Source organism: Salipiger pentaromativorans, from assembly GCF_024721115.1.
Classification (GTDB): domain Bacteria; phylum Pseudomonadota; class Alphaproteobacteria; order Rhodobacterales; family Rhodobacteraceae; genus Salipiger; species Salipiger pentaromativorans.
In genome coordinates this window covers 1-22,431 of record NZ_JAMDHK010000006.1, presented here as the reverse complement: position 1 = coordinate 22,431, position 22,431 = coordinate 1, and the positions used below count along the sequence as shown (strand labels likewise).

The window sequence follows — 22,431 nt, the reverse complement described above, 5'->3', positions numbered from 1 at the left end:
AACCCAGCTCACCTCTTCCTCTCCCTGATCATGACTTCAGATGCCGCCCTGGGACGGCGGACTGAACGGCAGGACTTTCGGGTCGGCCCGCGCGATCTGTGCTTCAAGAACCGCAATCAGGCGGCGTTGTTCTTCACCCTTCAGCGCGAGTACCTGGATTTGTTGCGCTAGGGTTTTGACGGTCGCGCGCAGCTCTGCCAGTTCGCCGCCGCGGGCGGCCCTCAGCTCGGCTTCGAGTTCACGGATACGGGCTTTCAATCCCGCGACTGATCCCGACCGGAACCGCGCCTCTGCCGCACGAAATTCCGCAAGAACGGCAGTGGCCCGGTTGGCTGTGGCGCGGCTGACGCCGGCCTCGCGCGCGAGATTGGCGACACTGAGGCGCCCGTCGGTATGCTCTAAGGCTCCTTCGAGCAGCCGCTTCATGGCGGCGCGCAAGGCGTCTTCGGTCTTCTGACTGACGGGCCATGTCATAGCTTTGGGTCCTCCAAGTGCGCGATCAGTCGGCGCTTTCGATCATTGTCCTGCGCGATTGCGACCTTCTGAAATGCCGACAGGGTGTTGCCCTGCAGGAGGCGCTCGCCCTCCTCGATCGAGGCCCGCCAGGGCGCGACATGGCGCGTGGTCAGGCAGGAATTGGGGCAGCGGTCAGGGCTGCAACGCGAAATCACCGGGGCCTCCGGCTTGTCGTCGGGCCGCAGGCAGAGGGCGCTGGCGGGCTCAAAGAAGCAATCGTTCAGAAATCCGACATGCAGCGTCTTTCCAAGATGCGCCAGCATCGTTCGAAGGCGTTTCTGGTCGAGGATGCGCCCGGGCAGATCACCGAGGGTGTCCCGGACGTGGTCGAACTCCTGCTTGAGACGGGACGAAGCCGGTCCGCCGGGCTCGTCACCCTGCAGGTAGGCCTCATAATAGGCGACCACATCGTCCAATTGGCCAAGGGCGCGTTCCTGCTCGACCGCCCGGCGAAAATCTCCGTGCGGCGCACCGGCATAGCCCTCGAACATCGCCACGGAGGCATGCTTGTACTGGATCTTTCCGGCAATCACGCCGAAAGGGCGGTTCGCGATGTACCATGCGATGGTGCGCCGGAACTGGCGGGTGCTGAAATGCCAGGGGCGTCCGTCGACATGTGGAATTGCGGGCGGGTTTGCGACCTTTGCATCCAGACCGTCGCGGAACATCTTGATGATCGGCGACGCCTGCGCGGCAAGGTAATCCGCCGTCCAGTCCCAAGGCTTCAACGAGACCCAAAGAGATCTCAGGTCGCGCTCGCCGCGTGCGCGCCGTGACAGGACTTCCAAAGCATCGACCGCTCGGGCGACCGGCGCGATAGTGATCCAATCGGCAGAAACACCCGCCGCCTCGCGGTGCTTATAGACGTTGCTGCGTACCCGATAGCGCTCGATCAGGTTGTCAGCACTGCGTTCAACCGAAACGCAGTCCGGCTCCATGTCCTGCAACTCGCTGTCGCGCATCCCCGTCAGATACGCGCAGACGATGTAGCAGGCCGCCTGCAGCATCTGCTCTTCATGTGGCAGGCTGTCCGTGTCGAAACGCTCCCGCCAGGGCAGGCCGGTATCGGGATCGAGGGTGATCGGGGTATCCATTCCGCCGACCTCGGTTCCCATCCCACCCGCCATCTGGTCCAGCATCCTCACGGTCGCGGTGGAACTACTGAGGTTCCCCGTTTGAGGACAGCCGATCTGAAGGCACATCAGCCTGAAATTATACGCATTGCCTTCCCTAACATCGGGGACACCGCGGGTGGTGTTTGGACGGCGCTCCCAGATTGGTATGCCCCGCCCTTCCGCCCGACGGGCCTCGAGCCAGGTACGAAGACGGTAGCGAAACCGTTCGTGGCGGGTCTGGCGCGCATCCTCGGCAATAATCTGGGCAGCGCTGGCTTTAAGGCGATCCAGCTCTTCGCGCGCCGCGAGGATATCCGGAGCGAACACATCGACGTATCGCATCGACCAGTGGAGCAGTGCGCCGATGACCGGTTCGGGGATGCGCGGCGTGGTGTTCTCCGAGCTCGTCCGGCTCCGACCGCTGACATTGCTTGCCGTGCGCCCACCCCAGGGCAGGAAGGGAATGCCGCCCCCGGTCACCCATGGCCCAAAATGATGGAGGTCGATGGGGACATCGACATAGAGACGGATCTGTTGCGATGAACGTGCGCCGTCTGCCCCCAGATGCGCCAGATACGCGTCCAGCACTTGCTGGTCGACGCGCGCCAGTTCGACGGAACCGATACGATCGTGCAGGAACTCTCCGAAATGGCGCAGGAACAGCAATGTGCCCTTGGCGGTCGAGGGGCCGCAAGGGCCCCGGTAGCTGCGCAGAGGCGCCTGAAGGCGGGCAAACATATACTCCTTGGCGAGCCGTCGAAGCGCGGGGTCTTCGATGGCGCCGAAGTCCACGCGAAACGCTGCCGGACGCGCGTTGGCGCGAAACATCGCCGGACTGAGATCCCAGACATCGTCGCCGAAGCGGGACAGCATCGACCGCTCCGATCCCGGTCTGAGCGGTCTGCCTGCGAGGATGTCGGTGTCGTCGGGATGGATTGCCGATGGCAGCGATGGCCTAGCGGTCGTGAAGTCTGGATTTGCTCTCATGCGAGACCCGCCTCCGGGGGAAGGTAGATCTGTGCCGATTGACTGGCCGTGAGGGCACGCGCGGCGGCTAAATCGGGCTCAGAAAATTGCGGCAATATCTGCGCAGAGATCCTGTGGTGGACCCGCCCGAACTTCGCCTGCCAATCTGCTTCGGACAAAACCTTGCGCTGGTCCACCACGAAATCCAGAAACGCCATCAGCGCGGGAAGCTTGCGAGTGGTGATGACGCCGTTGTGGCATTCGAGGCAGCCCCAGAACGGCACCGGGCAGGCCTCTCCCGACGTGGCGAACGGGCTGCTGTAGAAGCCGGAACAGCTTGCCAGCCATACATCCTGTTCGCCTGCCAGCAATGCGGGAACATCGGTCGCCAAGCCCTCCGGAAAACCGGGCTGAGCCGAAGACGGAGCTGCCAAGACTTCGACCTCGGCCTCCGGGGTCAACACGGTAGGCTGCAACGCATCTTCGACAGCGTCCATCAGCGCCTCGGCGATGGTAGCTTCGTGTATCGGCCGCAAGGCGGGAATGTCCCCATAGTGGTTCGCAGCAACCTCGACGGTATGTCCAACCGCAAACCGGCGCAGCTGACCGCCGGTCTTGCTATACCACGCAGCCTTGTGGGTCTTGCGCAAACACGAGAGGCAGAGCTTCAACGGCTTCCCGTAATCATCCTGCAACCCGTGATGTTTGACCCAGACCTTTCTAGCGGATTGCATCGGCAGAACGACATCGGTCAGGCGGCCGCGGCAGTAATACGTGAAAAGCTGCTCGCTCTTGAGATGACCGCGCGCCGTTGCGGTCCACTGAATTGCGAGGCGCAGGAGGCCGCCCGGGGTGCCTGACCCTCCGTCCCGAACCCGCAGCCGCTTCCACTCGGCATGACGGGCGCGGCGCTTGCAATACTCAATCTCGACATAGCCATTGGAAGGGTTTTTGAGACAATCGGCTCGCAAGGTTTTAATCGCCTCGATCTCGAGACCGGTCGCCAGCGATAGCAGAACGAACAGAGCAATCAGGTCGCCGAGGAGCAGATGCCGCGTGCCATGCATCCTGTCGCTCAGCCCCTCATTCGAAATCCCTGCATAGTTCCGTGCCCCGTAGAGTTGACGAAAAAGGTCGTTCTTGACGGTAATGAAACCGACACGGTCGATCTCCGCGAAGGCGTCCATCTCCAGCCGGTCGATGCGTGTCTCGCACTCCTGTTCAAGCGCCGGACGGAATCGCTGCATGATCGCTGCAACATCGGCACGTGCGGCCACCTTCAAGGCCACCCGGACACTGTCGCTGTAGGCATCGCGCGGGCGCGGTGGAACACCCGGGCGCGTACTGACATAGAATAATCGGCGGGAAGCCTCTTCGGAAAGGCGGCCTGGTTCGCCCGCATCCGCCAACCGCAGCAGCATCACTACATCTCCCATCTGGTGGCGGCGATGGTTGGGATGCTGCCCGCGCTCATCCATCCAGGCGTCGAAGCCTTCGATGGTAGCGACATCAATCTCGGCAAGCGCCTGTACGGATGAGTCTGTCGCATCGAGATAGCGCCAGAACCGATGGATGGCTTCGGCCAATGACATGGCGGTGCGGACGGTGCCGGCAGGGCCACCGACCTGACATGCCTGCCAGAGTGCCAGCGTGAAGGCCCGTGCAAGCGAATTGCGACCCGGCAAACGCGTCAGGTCCATCGTCGCAGTCCGTCCGGCCAAGGTAATCTCGAAACGGCGGGCGGTGATGGCAATGGCGGCCGCGGGACCGGGATCGGAAAGATTGTCAGGAAAACTCGCGCGTCGCCCTGGGCGGGGCTGTGAGACGCGGGCTCTGCCGGTCATCGATCGTCCGCCATGAGTTCGTCGGTCCAGCGATCCGCCGCCGCATCGACGAGTTCCTGCGCCTCGGCAAGGCTGTCGAGATAGATGTAGGTGCTAGCGATGTTCGCGTGGCCGAGGAGGTGCTGGAGATGGCGGAGCGGATCGCCAAGCATCTGCCGATAGGCAGCACCGTGCGCATCGGTCGGGTTGAAGATCCTGCCCACCTGTTCGCGGATCAGCATCGACAACATGTTGACCGCAAAGGTGTGCCGCAACATGTGCGGTGTGACGGTGATATCGAGGCCGAAAGCCTGGCACCGCTGGCTTGCCCTACGAAACGCTACCTCCCAAGTACCCGACGACACGGGCTGGCCGCGTTCCGTGAGCCAGAGCGATGCGTGTTCAGGCATCCCATCAGGTGATCGCAGCAGCCGTTGGCGGTCTTGCGGACGGAGCCTGGTCAGCGCGATGCGCCGACCACTGTCATCAAAGGCGTTGCGGCCATCGGGTGACAATACAAAGGGGACGGCCGGACGAGGCGGCGCCTTGGCGGCGGCAATCCGGCGCTCGATATCGACGTAATCCCCGATCTGCTTGAGCACCCGGCGCGGCAACCGGATGCGTCGCGGGCGTTCGCCCTTGGTGATCACGGCCGGCAGATCGAAAGGAAGTATCCGCGGGCTGTCGGAGATCAGCCGGGGCAGTTCGTCGATGATCAGGCTACCGGCCTCGCCGAGGCGCATGCCTGTCGTGACGAGCAGTTCCGCGAAAACGGCATTCCGCTCGCCATTGCGGCCGCGCCAGGCTGGGTCCTCGGACCCGTCCGGCAATTTACCCCTCAGGCCGATATCCCGGAATACGAGGTAGCGCCCGAGATCGACGAATTGCATGTCATGCGGGCGCGCGGCACGTTCCCGCGCCCTGTTCCCCTCAACCACCTTCGGCGTTCCTCGCCCATGACCATGACGAAAGGACAGGTCGTATCGAAACGGCGAGGATGCGATCAGGCCCTCTTCGAGCGCCCACCGATACAGTTTGTCGAGCGCCGCGATCGCCCTGTTCCAGCTGGATGCCGAAATCCGGAACGGTGCATCCGACAAACGCCGTGCATGATGAAACGCGATGACATCATTGTAATCGGCACGCCAAAGCTGCTTTCCACCACGCCGTTCTTCCAGAAACCGCATCCAGACGAAGATGTCATGGGCGTAGGCGCGCAAACTGTGCCGCGAACGCACCCCCATGGTCGGACAGGCGCGAAAGAACCGGTTCACGTCATGCAAGTAGCTTCCGTCCCGATCCAGTAAGAAGGGCATGCCATCCATCAGGTCGATCTTGCCAGCGGCCTCCGTCAGGGACTCGGAAAGATCGGCCGGAACGCCTTCGACCGAAACGGGCGCGCGCAGCGCCGATCCGTCGGTGAAATAAAGCTGCGTCATCCATCCTCCAAAGGCGTTCGCGTCCAGCAAACGACGCCCGCGACTCCAGTCGCGCTAAAACCGAAGCGCCGCCAGCCCCGTCCCTACGGCCCTTTTGATGGAGAGCGGGCCGGGGCTGGCTCATCTCTCAATCCTAAGGTTCCGCATAACCCGCACCATGCACAGGAATAAGACGCTTCCATAGAGTCAGGATAAGGCATGGTGGCGTAAAGCCCGGTGCCGGAAGTCCGCAGTAATCTCCTTGCTCTGGTCGAACCAGGCATGCACCGCCATGAAATCGTCGACCGTGCCGCCCCATTTTTTCACCGAGGACAGGGCGTGGTGATAGGGATGTGCCATCGCCGCCCCCTCAGAAATCGTGTGTGTAGAGTTCAGACGAGGTGAAGCGCTCGTTGAACTCAAGGTGGATGCAGCGGGCGGCCGCGTCGAAGCAGAACTCGCCCCAGGCACCGTCGTTGTTCTCCCAGCCACCATGGGTGTCGGAGAGGAAGTCGTAGGCCAGTTGCTCGACGACATCTTCGAGCGAGAGCTGCCGCATCTCGACCTCGGGGTCGTCCGAGGTCAGCGCGGCGTAGTCGATCTCGGTCGCGGGGAAATCGACGGCGGTCTCCCCGGACCACGCGCCGATGCTTTCGATCTGGCCGCTGTCCCCGGCCCCATCGAAGGTCACGGTCACATGGGTGATGCCCGCGGCAGTCAGGCCATCGAAGAGGCGCTCCTTGTTGGCCGGACGCAAAGCTGCGATCCGCGCGTCACGCTCGGACTGCCGAGCCAGCACGGCGGCGAAATCAATCCTGGACGGCGCCATCGGCGCGGCCAGGGTGGGTTCGATATTGGACATTGGAAACTCCGAAATGAGGGAAAGGATCTGAACCCCGAGGCTCTCTCTCGTCCTCGTAGGCTCACATCCTCCCCTGCCCTTCTCTGACTCTCGGGCGTCACGCCGCGATCTGCAGGGCGCGAGACGCGAAGACACGCCAGAGCGGATCGACAAGACGGGAATCGAGAACGTCGGCGTGGTGCCGCAGCCTTCGCGCGAGGCCATGTTCATGCCACTCGGCCGCCCGCATGGCCTGCGCGCGGGTCTGGCTGGCCTCGGACACGACGGCGCGGGCTTCGGCGGCATCCGAGACCGGGTGGCACCATGCGACCCCGCCATCACAGGTAGCTCCGGCCAGAACGAGACGGCCCTCCCGATCGAGGATTGCCAGGATGCGCGGAGCGTCTTCAGGTGTGATATCTTCGGCGTGAATGATTGCCCCCTGCATGGCCTCGGCCAGCGTGGCAAACCGCTCCAGTACCTTGGGGTGTGCCTGCCCGGACATGAGAGCTGCGGGCGCATGGCAAGCCGTCGTGAGTGCGAACGGTAAGTCTTGATCTGCAAAAACGGTCAGGAGGCTCGGCGGCAAACCTGTCTTCTGCGTTTCCGGCTGAGTTTGGAGAGGAAGGTCGAACATGGGCATATCTCCGACGGTGCGGAGAGCCTCTCTCCCCGCTTCAAACCGTCAAAGACCAAACCCCCGCCCTCTTCCTCGGAAGGGTGACGGCGGCAGGCTCGCAAGGCGCGTCACAGCTTGCCCAGGGCCCGCAGGCTCAGTTCCGTCCCGGCGCCGACGATGATGTGGTCATGCAGCGTCAGGCCGAAAAACTTACACCCATTCTGGATCTCCCCGGTCATGCTGAGATCGGCCTCCGACGGCGTTGGATCTCCCGACGGGTGGTTGTGGATCAGGATCAGGGCGCTGGCGTTCAGCATCAGAGCCCGTTTGATCACCTCGCGTGGATAGACCGGGACATGGTCGACCGTGCCGATCGACAAGAGCTCATCGGCGATGATGCGGTTCTTGCGGTCGAGATAGAGCACGTGGAACCGCTCGATCGGCCCGCGCACCGTAAGCGCGCAATAGTCAAGAAGCGCCTGCCAGCTGTCGATGACGGGGTTTCGGCTGAGATAGCGGCCGAGGATGTCGCGGGCCTCGAGGATGACAGTTTCTTCCTGGGGGGTCATGGGGGTCTCGCTGAAATGCGCAGGCCGAAGCCCCTTGCCCTCTCGGGGCGGGGCCAGTGGCGTGCATGTGGAAGAGGAAAACGCGACCGCCGCGGATGCAGGCGGTCGCTGTGCCGGGCTTCGCGTCAGCCGACCCGGTCGAGGAGCTTCTTGGCGCGCCCTTCCATATCAAGGCGGGCATCCTGCTGAGTCTTGTCGCGGGCGAGCCGCGTGATGCCCTGCACGAAATCGAAGATGCTCTCGGGCGGGCGGCCTTCCTCCATCAGCACCTTCTCGATGATCTTGCCGGATTCGGCTTTCGAGAAACCTCGTTTGCGCAGGAAATCCGCGCGGTCTTCGTCGCTGCGCGCCACGACCTGCTGCCGCGCGGCCTTGATGCCGTTCACGAAGCCCTGCGGCGAGGAATTCGCAAACCGCGTCAGCGCCGGAGCCGCCTCATGGGCGAAGCGCGAGGCGGCGTATTTCGAGTGACGGATCTTGATCTCCTGGAAATCCTCGACGCCCCAGAGGTTGCGGTTCTGGCACACCGCCCGCAGATAGAAGCTCGCCATGCCAAGGGTCTTCGCGCCCACCTCGGAATTCCAGCAATAGAAGCCCCGGAAATAGAGATCGGGGGAGCCGTCGGGCAACTTGCCCGCCTCGATCGGATTGCGGTCGTCGACCAGGAACAGGAAGACGTCGCGGTCCGAGGCGTAGAGCGTGGTCGTGTCGCGGCTGATTTCGACATCGGGGTTGTAGACCCCGGTCGACCAATCCAGCACACCCGGCACCTTCCAGCGCGTGTCGCCCGTGCCATTGCCCGCGATCCGCTGAACCGCCTCGACAAGCTCGAAGTCGTGGATGCGGCCGTAGTCGGGGCCGGTCACGGCGCGCAGCTCGGTGCGGCCATCCTCGGTCTCGAAGGTCTTGACCTGCTCCGCGCGGTGGTTGGTCAAACCGTATTGCAGGTTGATCCCCGCCAGTGGCGCGGGCAGCTGCCGTAGGTAAGAGGCCGGAGCGCCCACAATGCTGGCGAGCTGGCCGAAGGCCCAATGCGTCGGCGCAACGGGTTCATGCGCTTTCGGCAGCATCAGGTGCAACCGCTCAGCGTTGTCGCGCGCGGCCTCGACCCTGATATCGGCGGTCTGTACCACCCGGCTGCGGCTGCGCTCAGAGCGACCCTTCACATTGGCCCAGAGATCGTCGAGCGACAGGTACCGCTCGTCATCCGGCCGGTTGAACCATTCGGACGACACCCGCCCGTTTCGCTCCCCCCGGCTCACGTCCACTTTCCAGCCACCAGCCCGCGACGGCTGAGCCGGATCCAGAACTTCTACAACACCCATCGGCATTCCTCCGTGACAGGCGCTGGGAGCCACTCTCCCAGCCTTCAACCTGTCGCAAAGGAACCATCCTTGCTCTGACTCTCTGACCCATGACTCGACTTCAATCGATTTAGACTGACAGCTTGAACTGCCGCAGTGCGTGATACGCGGAAGTATCATGTCGAGCGACGTCAACCTCGGAACGTCGTACCAAGGTATCAGCAGCAGAGACATTCCTTTATCTGACGATATCTTTATTCGCCTTTTTCAGTCTATCTAATCCATTTTGATTCTGGATTTATAAGTATTTCAGTATCACTTTTATCTCCAGAGACTTGGAGGATATCATGACCATACCCATTCACCCTGAGGCACTAAAAGCGCAGCGCTCGCGCAAGCGCTGGACACAGGAAGAGCTTTGCGAAGCAACAAGCGGTCCGAACAAGGTCAGCCTTCCCACCATCAAGAGGATCGAGAGCACAAAAGAAGATTTCTATCCCGCTCAAGATCGTGTGGCACTGACGCTTGCGAAGGTACTCGGAGTCAGCACCGAAGAGCTCGGCAAAGAACCGACCGAGCGCGCGCAACTTGAAGAATCGCTTCGCAAGGTGGGCTACCGCCCGCTGCGCACTATGATCGACGCCGAGACGGCGCTCGCGTTTAACATGGTGCAGGACATCTACGGCATCCCGATCCGCTCACAGATCGAGATGGCGCCGCTCTTCATGACTCTGCTGGCTGAAGGTAGTCTTGCTTGGCGCCGCGAGCGCGTCGAAGCGATCGAAGAAGCCTCGGAAGCGCTACAAGGCCTCGGCGGCGGCCATTCCTCTTATGTTTATACAGCGTGGCGGATAGACGAAGGTACTGCGGCCGAGCGCAAGTCCATTGAAAAAAAGGACTTCTTTGGTATCGACGTTTCTGAAGAAGCTTTTGATTGCGGCTACGATAGATCGCAAAACAATCCCTTCGCCGACTACCTGCAGGACTTTGCGAAAGAAGTGGGCGCGAAAAACATTCGCTTCGATGCGGACTTCGGATGGAAGACAAGTGAGGGACTTCCGAACTACCGCATCGGCGCTGAGATCATCGACCATCTAACCGACGATGATCCCGATGCCGAGTACGCGCTTCTGCGCGGCCACGTGCGGATGAAGGACATCCCTGAAGAGCTCATGGGCGACAAAAAGAAAGAAGAGCGCGTTGCGTGGATGATCGCACAGATACCTGAAGAGGAACTCGCAGTACGCAAGGCAGAGCGTGAAAGCCTAATGTCCCTGCTCGATACTATCGATCTTCCCACAACATCCCCCAAGGGAGGCAACGATGACTGAACTAGCCCTGACACATCACGCCCAAGCACGCATGCGCCAGCGCGGGTTCAAGGAGGAAGACGCCGATTTGGTCTACCGTGTCGGCACCCGGGTGGCGGATGATGCTTTTCTTCTGACCGACAAGGATGCTGCCCGTGCCATCCGCAAACGCAAACAAGAAATTCAGCAACTCGAGCGGCTGCGTGGAAGCCAAGTAATCGTCGAGGGAGAGACGCTTATCACCCTCTATCACGCGACGCAGCGCACGCGTCGTAGCCATCGAAAGTCTTGGAGGCACTTATGACACCTGCAACACAAGAACCAACCGTGTTGGTTCGAATGCCCGTACATCTCGTCGCCGCTATCCTCAAGATGCGGGACAGTCTTGATCGGGATCTCATGGCAAGCTTGGCAGCGAGCATCGCCGGTGACGCCAATGTGAAAACCAAGGAAACTGGCACGCTGCCGACGCCCTTGAACGAGCCGCGCCACCACAAATACAAAGCCGAGTATCTTGGCGTGAGTATCGGAGGCCGTACGCTCCCCGATGTATTTGCCGCAATCGTGGACTTGACCGCCGAAATTGCGCCTGAGGCCCTTGAGAGGCTCGCCGATATGAGAGCCCGATCCAGACGCTACGTCGCACGTAACCCCGAGGCTATTCATCCCGGAAACAAAGAGCTCCCGACCAAACGCACGACTTCTGGCTGGTGGATCAGCAAAAACATAGGCCAAGAAGACCTAATGCGCGCACTGAAGGCGCTTTGCGATGCCAGTGGCCTTCGGTTTGGACCTGACGTGAGGTTTATCGTTCAGTCTTGAACTTGGCCGTTTCCGGCGGGTTGCCCCGCCGGGTCCGGGGGAAACCCCGCTCCTCAGAACGGGATCTCATCGTCGCGGTCGACCAGCTCGGGGTTTTCGTTCTCGGCCGACTTCGGGCGGCTCAGGAAGTCGACCTTCTCGGCGATGATCTCGCAACCGTAGCGGTCGTTCCCCATGCTGTCGATCCACTTGGTGTAGTGGATGCGGCCGTGGACGAGGACCTTCATGCCCTTTTCGCAATGCTCCGCGACCGTCTTGCCGAGACCGTTGAAGCAGGTGATGCGGTGCCATTCGGTGTCCATGACACGGTAGCCGTTCTCGTCGCGCATCACACGGCCTTCCGAGAGGCGGGGACGCGAGGTGGCGAGGCTGAAGTTGGTGATCTTGGTGCCGCTCTGGGTGGTGCGGACTTCGGGGGTCTGACCGATGTTGCCGGCGAGGATGACGATGTTCTGCATGATAAGCTCCTGTGTTTCCTGTCTTCGGGACCGTCCCTTCGACAAGACCCTGAAAAGCCCGTCGGGTGACGCGTGCACGGTGGACGGAACGGACGCCGGAAACCCCCAGAGGACCGGGGTGGAGCGGGCAGCCCCGAAGGGGCAACACGGCCCGGACTGACGCGGGGTTGCGCGCAGGAGCCCGAACGGGATTAGGGGATTGTCAGTCGAAGGGATGGCCCAGGAGACAGAGATGCGGGGAGAGCGCATGCCAGACCCTGACATCCCGGCAACCGGGACAGCCTGACCCCCAGTCCAGCACCTCCTTGGGGACGAAAGCGGCGATCACAAGCCTCCGCCACCCCTGCCCGCCTTCCGGGAGTTGCGGCACCCTGCCGCGACGGGCTATCGGTACCGGAGCATTCAGGACACGGTTCGCACCAATGGCTGATCACGATCTCGAGGCACTGTCGCTCAGCGAGCTGAAGAAAATGCAGAAGGACGTCGCCAAGGCGATTTCCACCTTTGAGGATCGGCAGAAGGTGAAAGCCCGCGCCAAGGTGGAAGCTCTCGCCCAGGAACTGGGCTACACCCTCGCCGAACTTGTCGGCACCGAGACGAAATCCTCGCGTTCGCCTGCAGCACCGAAATACCGGCACCCTGAGAACCCGGCGCTCACCTGGTCAGGCCGAGGACGCAAACCGCAGTGGTTCGTGGAAGCCCTGGAAGCAGCAAAGACCGCGAGCGATCTGGCCATCAGTTGAAGGCTTGGTCTACGCGATCGGCCCAGAGCGGCAGTTCGCCTCCCAGCCGAGCGCTGCCACGCAGCTTCACAGAACCGGTCATTCGTCCATCGCGCAGCATTTTTGTTGGGTGCGGGTCGGCGGAGCGGCAACATGCTGACCTTGATCAAAGCGGTGGTAGCTTCAGGCGGTCCCTATATACTCCGATGCGTTTGCGAGCACGATCCACGACGTCCCCGTAGAAAAGAAGTTCCGAGTACAGCTGCCCAAGTGTAGCCTGGCTTTTCGGCTCCTTCACGTCGTCGGTGCTGAAGAAGCCGTTCTCACCGGGCAAGCGATTGTAGCCTCTCAGGCGGATCGGATTGATGGTATCCCCTATCAGGTATCCGTAGAACTTCTTCAGCCTTCCGTTGGACTTCGCGGCCAAGAGTGTGGCGTATTCCATCAGGTCGTTGTCGTGCTCGTCGAGACTGACGCCGGGCGCCTTGAACTCGACGATCACAACGGAGCCTTCCTCGTGGAACAGCGCTATATCCGGGCGGCAGCCCCCGTTCTCCTCACCTATCCGGTTTAGCAACTCGCCAACGGCATCATCGACGTCGGCTTCAAAGAGGCTTTGGCCATTGTCCCATTTGATCTGGTTCAGCGGCATGTCAGAGGCGATGTAGTCGTAGTAGTGGTACTCCTCGCTGAGCAACCAGACGTCGTGGTCCGAGACATCCTCGCTGTCCTTCCGCATCGGGAAGAAGATGCTGTGGATCAGAGCCTCGTTTTTGCGGCGCTTTCCGTCGGGTAGTTCGGTCTGGACGTTGAGGCCCTGTTTCACGGCCAGGTCCAGCACGTCGATCAATGCTGACCTGCGAACAACCAGCTGCGAAAGGTTGGCCATGTCTATCGTCTTGAGCGAGGAGGCGAATTCCCACGAAAGATCGTCGATCTTGCGTCGGAAGTCATCGCTGTCCGGGGCGAGGCCCTTGATGGCCTCCTTCATGGCCGAGAGGCTGGACGTCTCGTTGACCACCTGCTCCTGAAGGTTCGTCAAGACACGCTTCGCGACCTCGTTCGGGGTGTCCCCGAACTTCACGCGCGTGTTCGAGTACGAGAGCATCTCCTCAGACACGCCGAAGTCCTTCGCCACGTCTTTCACGATAGTGTCCCTGGACCAATCCGGTGGCGTTATGAGCTCCTGTACCTTGTCGTCGAGAACCGAGAATATGTCTTCGAACGTAATCTGCATCCCTCCGAAGAGGTCGCCTGAGCCGTCGTCCAATGGAATCTTATCGAACCCATCGCGCTGCTCGTTCACACCATCATCCAACAGGGCCCCCTCGATCAGGACAATGTGGTAATGACCGTCAATCGCATTGTTTTCGAGCGTCTTGGTCTTGAGGTAACGACCAGTGATGAGCTCAGCGATCGATGCCTTCGCACACAAACCTATGATGTTGCGAGGCAACGGGTACTGCGTCTCGTCCAGCTTGTAGTGCGTTATGGTGAAGTCGGCTGACACCTTTTCCTTACCTTCGACGTGTTCGACGGTGATCGACGTCACGGACGTGTGCTCGGGGATATCCGCGGGCGTCAGGGTCTTTTCAGACTTGTTGCCCCCGAGGTCACTGACGAACTTGATCCGGAAGTCGCCGAGGTCATCCTTAAGGCTGACGAACCTTTGCAGCAGGTTGAAGAGAACGTGCTGTCGGATCGCCTCGGCAGTGAACGTCCTGTGCACGCTGGCGACGGATAGGATGGTCTCGCGCAGCTTCGGCACCACGTGCGAAAGTCGTATATGGGTCCCGACTTCGCCGGTGTCCCGATCCTCTACCGTGAAATCGGTCTCTTCGATGGTCTTTCGGTCGCGCAGAAAAGGCAGTGAGACATGCTTAAGCCCGTCTCCCTCTCTGTAGGTTGATGATAGTGACACCGCCGTGAAATGGTGGAAGAACTGGACGCGACCCGTTCCCTTGCACTTCCCAATGCCAGGGATGTTGAGGTCGTCCTTGTAGGAGGTGTCCTTAGTCAGGAAGGCCTTGCGCTGCTCTGGCCCAAGACCGCAACCGTTGTCCTCGCAGGTGATCTCAAGCTCGAACACCTCGCCGAGCAAGTCCGCTTTCGTAGCTTTCACCTTGAGCGTCACTTCCAGGGCAACCGCGTCGGCCTCATCCCTCTTTCGGATCAGGAACGCGTCGATCGAGTTCGCCAGTAGCTCATCCACGACCACCAATGGATTCTTACTGATGCGCGTGTTTTTTAGGCTACCGCGGATATCCAGCGTCACTGTCGTTCCTCAATCATGTAACGATTTGTTTTTCCCACTTATCCTCGCGTGCTCTCTCCAAGTCAATTTTCGCGTGCTTGAGCCCTTGTAAGCACTATGGTCTGCGCTGGTGGCACACAGGCGTTCTTCAGATAGGTACCGCCGGTCACTCTGTCGGCGATAGGCCCGGGGGCGCACCTGCGCCTTGCCTGGGCCCTCGGGAAGTGAGGCCGAAGCCTCACCCGAAGGGATCGTATTCCGAGACGATCACGACCTCGTCTCCGTCGATTTCATCGGCGGGGACGGCGCCATAGGTTCCATCACCGGCCTGGAAGACGACGATCGAGACCATGAGCGTGGCGGCGAGAGAGGCGGCGAAGGCGTGAGCATCTTTGCGGGACATCTGTTTGGCTCCTGTCTTGGAGGCGGAGGACCATCCCCCGCGCGACAGGACCCCGCGGGCCCGAAGACCGGCTGACATCACCGGGTGCGTTCGGCTCGTCCGAATCCACCCGGCGGCACGGGCTCGCCCGTAGTCCGACCCCTCGCGGGTTGATCTCGAAGACGGGATTCGGGGCAAGGAAGGGAATGGCGAGCGGGGGATGGTGCGACCGCTGACTGGAGCCTGGTGTTCCGCTGATGCTTTCGCTGCCAGCCTCCCGGGCAGGCATTTGGTAGAAGACCTCGTTCCGTGCTGGATTGGATCCCATGGTGCCCCGCGATCTCGCAGGACAGGGTCGTGATGGGTGAGAGGCCCGCGCTTTGGCGGGCCCCTTGGGTTCTACATGGGCTCAGGCGGCAAGCTCCGCGCCCCCTGCCCTGCCGGCGTCTTCTTCGCCGACAATTTCCAGCCGCGCGTTGCGATAGCCTTCTCTGGCGATCCAGAGTTCGGCAGCCGTGACAGACTCGGCCAGGTGGAGCAGCTCCGTGCAACCGCCGAAATCCAGCAGGACGCGCACCTGTCCGGGCTTCGGTTCCTCAGCGACCTCGAAGGTCAACCGACTGTCAGCCGAATGCGTTCGCATGATGGTGACAAGAATGACCCCATCCGAAGAGAAATTCCCCTCGTGCAGCGTGAACGACGCCGGCGCAGTCCAGGTCGGATAGGGTCGCGGCGGCTCCTTCTTGACAAGACGGCCGACGCCGTTCGAGCGTTCCCAGGCCGCGAGCTTCTTTGTGAACCGAGCGGGCGGCTTGGGACTGCTGTCGGTATAGCGAATGAGCGCCCCCAGGGGCGCAGTGTCGAGAATTGTGGTTGCAGACATGATTCCTCATCCTGAATGCGTCATTTTGCATCCATCATATTGATATTGTTGTATTTTATGTGATTGAGGACGGGTTTCCCCGCCCTCGGATGGCGCAGATCACTCCGCAGCCATCATCGATGCCTCATTGCTCGGCAGGTCAGCGGTGAGGAAGGCGGGAAGGTCGACATCTTCGGCTTGCTCGGCGTCGGAAACGAGCTCAGGCGCCCCCTGCCCTTCCGCGCCATCGAATGCTGCCAGATCGTGACGGCGCAGAACCTCCGGCAACCAGCCGCTGCCTTTCAGCAGACGCTCGGCTTCGGTCGCCATCTCGCCCTTCTTCAGGTGATCGAGGAGTTGCGCCGTCCCCTCCCCTTTCGCCTCGCGCACGGCCTCAAGGATCCGGGCCTTGGGCACGCGGTTCAGGTAGGTATCGGCCATCGGCTCCCAACCCGCCTCGACCATGTCGAGTTCGACCGCCTGTGCGACCATGTCGGCTTGGGTCATCCGCTTGGTCAGACCGCTAGCGGAGATACCGGCACCATAGGGGTTCACCTTCTCATGGAGCGCGTTGATCCCGAAGCTGAGGCAATGCGCGAGCAGCGACAGCCGGCTCCCTTGATCAAGGGAGGTCAGGTAGTCCCAGAGAGCGGCATCGTCGCCGAGCGGCAAGTCGGCCTCCCACTCGGCGTGGCGATCGTCGACCAGCTTGGCCACCACGCTGTCCTTCAGATCGCTCGCCTGCGCCGACATGTAGACGTGACGGACCGAAGCCTCGAGGCAGCTGCCGGCCGAACTGGACGTCCGGAAGGTGTCACCCACGAGCTTCAGGAGCAGCAGCGTCAGCGCGACGTCGGGGGAGCGCCCGACAGCTTCCCGCAGTGCCAATGTCCGGTGCGCCGTCAGCTCCATGACCAGCCGCTCAGGCAAGGGCTTCAACGCACCATCGTCCTCGTCGTCGGGCACGTTGGCACCAAGCGCCTGACCGGCAGAGGTGATCACCGTGCCGTGGCCGATACCATCCACATTGCTCCCCGCTGAAAGCTCAGCGCCCTGCCCGTCTGCCGCCTGTTCACCGCTGTGGACGTCGACCTCTGCCCGTGGCTCATCCTCGGGCCGCACGAAGCCCCGATAAACGGCAAGCTCGCCATAGCGATCAAGCGTCACGAAAGCCCCTGCCCGCGCGATCTCCTCCGCGTCGAAAATCAGCGGTCGGGCCTCGAGCTTCTCCATCGCGACTTCCAACGCGCCAAGACGCGCGTCGATCTCTTCGGGGAACTCATCCTGGCCCTCGTATTCCTCCTCGAGCGCCCGGTACTCGGCAAGCAGCTTGGCATGGGCCGCGCCTTCGTCATCCGTCATCGGCGCCGGGTCTCCGCTCAGCCGCCGCAAACCGTGGCTGTAGCCATAGGGCAGGTCGAGCGAGACCTCGATCCATTTCCAACCTTCGGTCGCGATGGCTTCGGCTTCAGCCTGGAGCTTCTCGCTGACCAGACGATCGAGCAGGGCAGGGTCTTCCAGCCAGCCGCCATCGTCGCCCTGGAAGAGGTCATGCAACATGGTGCCGCCCGCCGCCTCGTAGGCCCCGACGCCGACAAAGACGGCGCGCCGGTCCGATGCCCGCACCGAGGTTTCCGTCAGCATGCGCCGGATCTGATAGGGCTCCTTGTTCCACGAAGACTTGAGCGCCTCCCAGACCTGAACCTGACGCTCGTGATCCGGATTGACCGTGAAGGCCATCAGCTGCTCCAGCGTCATCTCGTCCTCGGCGTAGAGCTCGAGCAGGGCAGGGGCCACGGCGGCGAGTTTCAGGCGCTGTTTCACCACCTGCGGCGTGACGAAGAAGGCGGCTGCGATCTCTTCATCGCCTTGACCCTTCTCCCGCAAAGCAACGAAGGCGCGGAACTGGTCGAGCGGATGCAGGGCTGCACGCTGTATGTTCTCAGCAAGCGAGTCGTCTTCGGCGAGGATCGCGGAAGTGGCATCCCGTACGATGCAGGGGATGGGCGTCGTCTTGGCCAGACGCTTCTGCTTCACCAGGAGCGAGAGTGCTTGGAAGCGCCGGCCGCCAGCGGGGATTTCGAACTTGCCGGTCTCGGACCCGTCATCCGCCAGAACGGGCCGAACGCTCAGGCTCTGCAGCAACCCGCGGCGGGCGATGTCTTCGGCCAGTTCCTCGACCGAGATGCCGGCCTTGATGCGCCGGACGTTGGACTGGCTCAGCACGAGCTTGTCGAAGGGAATGTCCCGGGACGGGCACAGGGTGACTTTCTGGGCAGATTTCGCCATCAGATCTTCTCCACGACGGGCGCCGGAAGCCACTCTCCCGATCTCATTTCCCGTCATCCCTCAAACCAACAAACCTTTCCCTCTCTTATTCTGACGCTCCCGAGACAGGACCTTAACAGCTGTTAAGTCGTCAGCTCCGATGTGGCGGAACAGTACGCAGTCTCTCAACCTTAACAGCTGTTAAGCTGCAGATCGTCGCCCAATCAATGCCATGACCATCGGCCCACAGGAAAACTCACCGGCCGCAGCTTTGGCAGTTAGAGCTCGCAAGTATCCACCAGGCGATCTGATGTCCTCAAAGCGTTCCAGCATGGCAGAAACAACGATCGACGCTTGCTCCGGACCCATGAACCGCTGCGCTTCTTCCCATGCAGATGCACTGATCCCCATGGCTGGTCGCACATGGCATGCCGCATCGAAAAGCTGGTGCCAATGCCGGATTTCGCCTTGGTAGAAGGTCTTGAGCGAAGGACATGCCGCGATCACCAGGTGCAGCGGGATCTTTGGCAGGTGTCTTGTGTCCTGTTCATCGACGTCAGCCACGGGCTCATCCCTGTCCACATCTGGCACGCCGGCCGCCGCCCCGCTTTTTTCTAAAGCAGGTTCAAGATCTATAGATTCTTTATTTGAATTATGATGGTGACGCTCAGATTGGGCATCATTGGTGTTCATTTCTTCTGTTTCAGGGCCATCAATGATGTTGCGTGCCTGGTCAAGGAGAGCTTCAAGGTCGGCTCGATAGGCCGCGAGGTCCTCAACTGAAAGCTTGCGGCGAAGCGCGCGGGCTGTGAGGGCAGCCCTGTCGCGAAGCTGATCCCAGAAGCCTAGGCCTGGCTGCATCTCGTCTCCGAACTCGGCGAGGGCCGCGAGATCGCGGCGCATGAGGCTTACGACCTCTCTCAGGCGCCTGACGCGCTCCTCAGCCTCACGTACGGCCTCTGCGGCCCGTGCTATCTCCTCGGACTGACAGTAGAGCGGGGAAAGATCGAAGCCAAAGGCAACGCGGTCTTCGCCTTGCTTACGGACGTAGCGCTTCCCATTGGGGCTATCGCGCCGCTGGAGCAAGCCAGCCTCGACAAGACGCGCGAGGTGACGACGCATCGTGGAGCAGGGCATACCATTCAGGCGCTCACAGATCGCCTTGTTCGAGGGGAAGACGACCATCTCGGCGTTCCCGCCAAGCGCATCGTCCGGAAAGAAGCTGAGGAGCCCCTGCAAAACCGTCAGATCACGTTCCGAGACCCCAAAGGCCGCTTGCGCCTTGGAGAGCTCGCGCAGGAGTTCCCACTTGTTAACGGGTCTGGCTGGAACAGATGCCTCGGGTCGCTCAATGACGCGCAAATGGGCGTGCGAAATCGGCCGCATAAACGGCGAGATTGGTGTGTACTCCATGAAAATGTCCACGAAGACAAAAATTCTAGGACCCGCGAATCGCTTTGCGCTTGCGGGGTAGGGGCCAGAACGCTACATTCAGAAGTGCGAAAACTGAGATTTTGTAGCGGGCTGATCCCGGTGCGAAACCTTACAAAGGTCTCGTGAAGCTAGCTTCTCGGGGCCTTTTTCTTTTTGCCTGTATCGTGCCTCCTTCTTGTTGGTTGCTCTTCCTCAGTCTCCTGAACGCTTCCAGCGCTCATGAAGCTCGGTAATCAGCTTTGAGGCATTGCCCTCCAACCAGCTGACAAATTCAGGTTCATCCGTAGTCAGATCGAGTTTAAGCTGCTTGCCTTGGCGACCGGTCTTGACCGTCGCAGCTCCGACACCGGGGATCGCCAAAGCAGGCACACCTTTTCTAGACGGGCTTGCTTTCTTCTCTGCGCTCTTCGCAGCTGCCAGAACTGCGAGAAACGCACGCTCAGAAACCTCATCGACCGAGCCGGAACTTTCGGACTTTGCTGCATGAGCTACGGCTTGCAGTTGGGCTCGATCACCGTCGTAGGCACCCAAGGCTTTTTTGAGCTCTTCCCATCTCGGGCGACCAATCCCGGGAGCTGCACCAATCGCCTGGATGAGTTCCTCGCCGACTGTCCGAACGACACTCAAGAGTTGTGAAACCCCAGCTTCGTGGAGGTTAAGGACTTCGGCGACACCTCGATTGGTGCGCTCAGCCCCTTCCAGATGATCACCGTCCAAAAGCGCTGTCGCAACAAGCGCACGTTCAATAAAGCTCAGATCACGACGCTCTTGGTTCTCGAGAAGCTGATCTCGAAGCGCTTGATCACCTTCAACCTCTGTGACGATGGCTCGAACTTTGATACCGAGTTCGCGACATGCTTCTAGGCGCCTGCGGCCATAGATCAGGTTGTAGCGATCGCCTTCCAGTGGGCGGACCAATACAGGCACACGCTGACCGTTCTTGGAGATAGAGTTCTTCAGGCCCTCAACTTCAATCTGAAGCCTGTCATCCAACCGTCCTTCGGTAACAATCTGCGCCGGATCGATCTCAAATACACCACCACGCAGTCGGCGCCCTTCAAGAGCGTCAGGAGCGTTGCGAAGGGTCTGCAGCGGCAGGCCGAGTTTAGGCTTTCTTGCCATTCCGCCCCCATGTGTTCTGGATGATTTCAGCGATCTCATCGTTGACTGCGTTCATGGATTCGATCGCACGATCAAACGTCTGACGCGTGAAGTCCTTTTTGTCAGCTTCGTAGAGCGTTTGCTTGGTCAAGCCGGCATCAGAAATTGCGGTCGATTCAACCATGTGATTGGTCAGGACCGACCTCCCAAACAGCCCGCGAATGAAAGCGATGACTTCGGTTTGTGGCGCGTCGCCGACTTTGTATCGCGTTGGCAAAAAGCGCAGCCAATCGAAGCGCAGATTTGCGCCTGCATCCCTGATCACTCCCAGGAGATCCGCAGTCATTCGCAGGAATTGGGACATCGACATGAGGTCAAGCATCTGCGGGTGAACCGTCACGAGAACACCCGAGGACGCGGAAAGGGCTGACATCGTCAAGAAACCAAGCTGCGGCGGGCAGTCGATCACAACAACGTCGTAGTTTGCTTCAACACTGTCGAGAGCATCATGAACTCTCGCAAAGAACGCCTTCGCTCCTCCTCGCTGGATAGCAGCAGGCGTCTCGTGCTCGAACTCCATGAGTTCAAGGTTGCCCGGGATGAGATCAAGGCCGCGGATGTAGGTCTTGCGGATCACTTCGTCGATCGGAACCGGATCGTCGTAGCGAACGGCATCATAGAGGGTCCCGCCCTCCATAAGGTCAAGTTCCGGCTGGATTCCATGAAGAGCTGAAAGGGATGCTTGAGGGTCGAGATCGATCGCAAGAACCCTGTACCCCTTAAGCGCCAAGCGTTGAGCGAGGTGAGCAGACGTCGTCGTCTTGCCTGACCCGCCCTTGAAGTTCACCACTGAAACGACTTGAAGCTCGTCACCGTCGCGACGTCCAGGCACGTAAGTTCCAGACTTCTTTGCATTTCCTTCAAGGGTCTGACGGATTTCCCATATATCGTCGAGGGTATAGCGGCGATGACTTCCAGCCGTCGTCTCGACGTCAACGATCTTTCCTTCTCGATGAAGCTTACGAAGATAGGTATGATCGACGCCAAGGAGTTCAGCAGCTTCGCCGCTAGTCAAAGTGCGCATCACCTTCTTTGCATCCGGAGGGAAGTGGGCAGCGCGCTGAGCATGCAGGTTCGACGCGAGAAGTTCCGCGTAGTGCCCGATGGCGATGTCTAGATCCTGCTCTACTTCGCTCATGTCTGCCCCGATCCGTGGGCGCGTTTTTTATGTGACCGCGCGTTATTTTTCGAGACTATTGCCCGACCAACCAGATTCGTGCAAGCACTTTCTAGATTTAGTGGCAATCGGTTAGGCCAACACAAGTGTGATCCTCAGAGGAGCCCCAGCTTTTCAGCACGCTCCAGCAGCATTCTGACTGAGGAAGGCTGCCAGCTGGTGCGACCGCGAGGGGTGCGCTCACGCATGGATTCCAGTCGGTCGCAGATTGCCTGCAAGGTGATCTCGGGGTCAGCACCTTTGATTGCGGCGACAATCACAGGCAGGCGATCGTCGGTTTCGCGACGTCCAGCGCGTCCAAGCACTTCAGCGGGCAGGAATCCGTCCGCCACGTATGCCTTCACGGCGCGGAGCAGGCGGCTTTGCGTCCAGCGCCGATCATGGGGCAGGGGGCCATTGATGATCCGCAG

20 protein-coding genes and 2 pseudogenes are annotated in these 22,431 nt (G+C 60.8%); 4 read left to right on the top strand and 18 right to left on the bottom strand.

From position 1 onward, the window contains the following. Window positions 1–36: 36 nt before the first annotated feature. The 9 genes and pseudogenes from M4578_RS11475 to M4578_RS11435 form a co-directional block, all read right to left on the bottom strand. Window positions 37–474, bottom strand: a complete 438-nt coding sequence (locus M4578_RS11475; RefSeq protein WP_258093548.1) for a helix-turn-helix domain-containing protein — start codon at window positions 472–474, stop codon at window positions 37–39. Continuing rightward, window positions 471–2,504 (bottom strand): site-specific integrase, encoded by a 2,034-nt coding sequence (locus tag M4578_RS11470; protein ID WP_258093547.1) that lies wholly within the window; start codon window positions 2,502–2,504, stop codon window positions 471–473. The genes M4578_RS11475 and M4578_RS11470 overlap by 4 nt, the downstream gene beginning before the upstream one ends. Before the next feature lie 110 nt (window positions 2,505–2,614). Further along, window positions 2,615–4,297, bottom strand: a complete 1,683-nt coding sequence (locus M4578_RS11465; RefSeq protein WP_258093546.1) for a hypothetical protein — start codon at window positions 4,295–4,297, stop codon at window positions 2,615–2,617. Window positions 4,298–4,437: 140 nt separating this feature from the next. Next, window positions 4,438–5,859 (bottom strand): tyrosine-type recombinase/integrase, encoded by a 1,422-nt coding sequence (locus M4578_RS11460; protein WP_258093545.1) that lies wholly within the window; start codon window positions 5,857–5,859, stop codon window positions 4,438–4,440. Between the two features lie 195 nt (window positions 5,860–6,054). After that, window positions 6,055–6,198 (bottom strand): annotated as a pseudogene (locus M4578_RS11455) (DUF6915 family protein); the annotation flags it as partial. 10 nt (window positions 6,199–6,208) lie between these two features. Then, complete coding sequence (locus tag M4578_RS11450) at window positions 6,209–6,700, bottom strand: DUF6878 family protein (protein WP_038070033.1); 492 nt, start codon at window positions 6,698–6,700, stop codon at window positions 6,209–6,211. A 97-nt stretch (window positions 6,701–6,797) separates the two neighbouring features. Further along, window positions 6,798–7,316 (bottom strand): hypothetical protein, encoded by a 519-nt coding sequence (locus M4578_RS11445; RefSeq protein ID WP_038070031.1) that lies wholly within the window; start codon window positions 7,314–7,316, stop codon window positions 6,798–6,800. A gap of 110 nt (window positions 7,317–7,426) precedes the next feature. Beyond that, window positions 7,427–7,867: a JAB domain-containing protein gene (locus tag M4578_RS11440; protein ID WP_038070029.1), complete on the bottom strand. Its 441-nt coding sequence runs from the start codon at window positions 7,865–7,867 to the stop codon at window positions 7,427–7,429. A gap of 125 nt (window positions 7,868–7,992) precedes the next feature. Further along, the gene (locus M4578_RS11435) at window positions 7,993–9,192 is read right to left on the bottom strand and encodes a DUF932 domain-containing protein (RefSeq protein ID WP_258093544.1); all 1,200 of its coding nucleotides are present in this window, start codon (window positions 9,190–9,192) and stop codon (window positions 7,993–7,995) included. Between the two features lie 326 nt (window positions 9,193–9,518). Here M4578_RS11435 and M4578_RS11430 point away from each other — a divergent pair, with 326 nt between their 5' ends. The 3 genes from M4578_RS11430 to M4578_RS11420 are packed head-to-tail and all read left to right on the top strand — an operon-like array spanning window position 9,519 to window position 11,303. Beyond that, window positions 9,519–10,502 (top strand): helix-turn-helix domain-containing protein, encoded by a 984-nt coding sequence (locus M4578_RS11430; protein WP_209507376.1) that lies wholly within the window; start codon window positions 9,519–9,521, stop codon window positions 10,500–10,502. Further along, window positions 10,495–10,785, top strand: a complete 291-nt coding sequence (locus M4578_RS11425) for a hypothetical protein (protein WP_209507375.1) — start codon at window positions 10,495–10,497, stop codon at window positions 10,783–10,785. The genes M4578_RS11430 and M4578_RS11425 overlap by 8 nt, the downstream gene beginning before the upstream one ends. Next, window positions 10,782–11,303, top strand: coding sequence for a hypothetical protein (locus tag M4578_RS11420; protein ID WP_258093543.1), 522 nt, complete (start codon window positions 10,782–10,784; stop codon window positions 11,301–11,303). Before M4578_RS11425 ends, M4578_RS11420 begins: the two co-directional genes overlap by 4 nt. 53 nt (window positions 11,304–11,356) lie before the next feature. On the opposite strand, the gene M4578_RS11415 is transcribed toward M4578_RS11420, so the two are convergent. Further along, complete coding sequence (locus tag M4578_RS11415) at window positions 11,357–11,761, bottom strand: single-stranded DNA-binding protein (protein WP_008335991.1); 405 nt, start codon at window positions 11,759–11,761, stop codon at window positions 11,357–11,359. A 422-nt stretch (window positions 11,762–12,183) separates the two neighbouring features. On the opposite strand from M4578_RS11415, the gene M4578_RS11410 reads away from it, so the two are divergent. After that, window positions 12,184–12,504 (top strand): H-NS histone family protein, encoded by a 321-nt coding sequence (locus M4578_RS11410; protein ID WP_209507371.1) that lies wholly within the window; start codon window positions 12,184–12,186, stop codon window positions 12,502–12,504. A gap of 145 nt (window positions 12,505–12,649) precedes the next feature. Here M4578_RS11410 and M4578_RS11405 read toward each other — a convergent pair whose 3' ends face one another. The 8 genes and pseudogenes from M4578_RS11405 to M4578_RS11370 form a co-directional block, all read right to left on the bottom strand. Then, entirely contained in the window at window positions 12,650–14,758 is a 2,109-nt protein-coding gene (locus tag M4578_RS11405; protein ID WP_209507370.1) for a hypothetical protein, read from the bottom strand. A 217-nt stretch (window positions 14,759–14,975) separates the two neighbouring features. Then, window positions 14,976–15,140: a hypothetical protein gene (locus tag M4578_RS11400; protein WP_009574204.1), complete on the bottom strand. Its 165-nt coding sequence runs from the start codon at window positions 15,138–15,140 to the stop codon at window positions 14,976–14,978. Between the two features lie 388 nt (window positions 15,141–15,528). Next, on the bottom strand, window positions 15,529–16,002 hold the full coding sequence (locus M4578_RS11395) for a hypothetical protein (RefSeq protein ID WP_209507369.1): 474 nt from the start codon (window positions 16,000–16,002) through the stop codon (window positions 15,529–15,531). A 99-nt stretch (window positions 16,003–16,101) separates the two neighbouring features. Continuing rightward, window positions 16,102–18,270 (bottom strand): ParB/RepB/Spo0J family partition protein, encoded by a 2,169-nt coding sequence (locus M4578_RS11390; RefSeq protein ID WP_209507368.1) that lies wholly within the window; start codon window positions 18,268–18,270, stop codon window positions 16,102–16,104. Window positions 18,271–18,450: 180 nt separating this feature from the next. Then, the gene (gene repC / locus M4578_RS11385) at window positions 18,451–19,662 is read right to left on the bottom strand and encodes a plasmid replication protein RepC (protein ID WP_209507367.1); all 1,212 of its coding nucleotides are present in this window, start codon (window positions 19,660–19,662) and stop codon (window positions 18,451–18,453) included. A 213-nt stretch (window positions 19,663–19,875) separates the two neighbouring features. Then, a complete protein-coding gene (gene repB / locus M4578_RS11380) occupies window positions 19,876–20,805 on the bottom strand; it encodes a plasmid partitioning protein RepB (protein ID WP_258093542.1) in 930 nt (309 codons plus the stop codon). Beyond that, a complete protein-coding gene (gene repA / locus M4578_RS11375; protein ID WP_080623354.1) occupies window positions 20,789–21,982 on the bottom strand; it encodes a plasmid partitioning protein RepA in 1,194 nt (397 codons plus the stop codon). Before repA ends, repB begins: the two co-directional genes overlap by 17 nt. 134 nt (window positions 21,983–22,116) lie before the next feature. Beyond that, window positions 22,117–22,431, bottom strand: a pseudogene (locus tag M4578_RS11370) (recombinase family protein); the annotation flags it as partial.